Source organism: Sphingomonas sp. 28-62-20 (assembly GCF_002281505.1).
On sequence record NZ_NCGH01000082.1, the window covers coordinates 1 to 1541 of the forward strand.

The 1541-nt window shown below is 59.1% G+C and carries 3 protein-coding genes; all 3 read left to right on the forward strand.

Annotated elements, in window-relative coordinates; genetic code table 11:
• The coding region (locus B7Y43_RS20190; RefSeq protein ID WP_374133439.1) for a conjugal transfer protein TraH at window positions 1–658 on the forward strand (658 nt) is incomplete at its 5' end.
• Complete coding sequence (locus tag B7Y43_RS20195; RefSeq protein WP_374133440.1) at window positions 651–968, forward strand: hypothetical protein; 318 nt, start codon at window positions 651–653, stop codon at window positions 966–968. The genes B7Y43_RS20190 and B7Y43_RS20195, both read left to right, overlap by 8 nt.
• 12 nt (window positions 969–980) lie before the next feature.
• The coding region (locus B7Y43_RS20200) for a conjugal transfer protein TraG N-terminal domain-containing protein (protein ID WP_374133441.1) at window positions 981–1541 on the forward strand (561 nt) is incomplete at its 3' end.

The following is a 1541-nucleotide window of genomic DNA, read 5'->3' on the forward strand; positions in this document are numbered from 1 at the left end:
CATCGAGGAGATGGCACAGAAGGTTCAGCAGATGAACCAGTTCAACATGAACAGCTGCGAGGTGGCGCAGAATCTGGTCGGCGGCTTGTGGGGCAAGTCTGATCGGATGTCCTCGGAGATTTGCAAGTCGGTCGGCAACAGCCAGGGGCTGTTCTCCGATTGGGCAAAGAGCCGCCATGAATGCGGGACAGGGGGGCAGCGTGCCTCGACGATCGCGGCCAACAGCGATCCCGACATTCCCGCTCAGAGTTACAACTTCACCTGGGAAATGCTCAAGCAAAGCTATCCCAGTTTCTCGACCGAGTTTCGTGAGTATCTCATGACCTTTGTCGGGACCGTGATCTTCTACCAGGATGGCGATGCCAGCGGCAAACGCGGGTTCCAGTTCGTGGGGCAGGGCGACCGCGCCCTTCTGACCGCGCTTCTGGACGGCACCAGCTCGGTCACCATGCTGAACTGCGATACCAACGACAAGTGCCTCAACCCGACCACGCAGGCCATGTCGATTTCGGCGTCACAGGCGTTGAAACCCAGGGTCCGGGCGATGATCGAGAGCATGAACGCGAAGGTTCGCAGCAATGCCGCGCTCACCCTACAAGATCATGACGGTCAACGCTGCCGCAACCCTCGGCGGCATGACCAGCAACGACATGAATGACCTCGCCGAAATCGTGGCTATGGATCTCCTCGATGCGCTTGCGCAGCAATATTATGGCTATGCCTCGCGCGGGGTAGGGACCTTCCAGAACGCCAATGAGGAAGCTCTTTCGCAGTGGCGCGATCAGATCAATTCGGTCCGACAGGTCCTCGACACATACTCGCAAGGCATGAAGCTGCGCCTCGACCGGACCCAGCATGTGGTTCAGCGCGCGGTGTTCCTTGAGGGCACGCTCAGGAACAACCTGTCGCCGCAGATGTCGGCCGCGCTGTCATTCAGCACGTCGCTTTCGCGTCAGGGCATCCAGTAAGGACCGCGTGCCATGATGGAGATCTTCACGATCGGCGGGGGCGAATACATCGTCAATGTCTTCAACGCGGTATCCGCTTGGACTGGGGGTGGGGGTTTTCGTTCGCTGCTGCGCGTCGTGATGGTCATGGGCTTGATCTACACGCTGCTGGTGGTGGCGTTCAGCCTCAACTGGCGTGCCTGGTTCAACTGGTTTCTGGGGGCGACGCTCATGTACGGCGCCCTCATCGTACCTACGATGACGGTGAGGGTTACCGACCGCCTCAATCCCTCCCTGGCACCCGCTACGGTCGCAAACGTCCCTCTGGGACTGGCAATGATAGCCTCGGTCAGTTCAACTGCTGGTGATTGGCTCACGCGCACGGCTGAGACGGTTTTCGTGATGCCGGGTTCGCTGCAGATGTCGAGCAACGGCATGATCTACGGCGCGCGCCTTTGGGACCGCACTCAGGACTTCCGGATCCGCGATCCCCGCATCAGCGCCAATCTTGAAGAGTACATGAAGCAGTGCCTCTTCTACGACATTCTGCTCGGCTTCAAATCCTTCGATACGATCGCGAACTCCAACGATATT

What these genes read in the sequence shown, in the direction of transcription:
- B7Y43_RS20195 (WP_374133440.1), top strand. Translation starts at nt 651, where the DNA reads ATGAATGACCTCGCCGAAATCGTGGCTATGGATCTCCTCGATGCGCTT.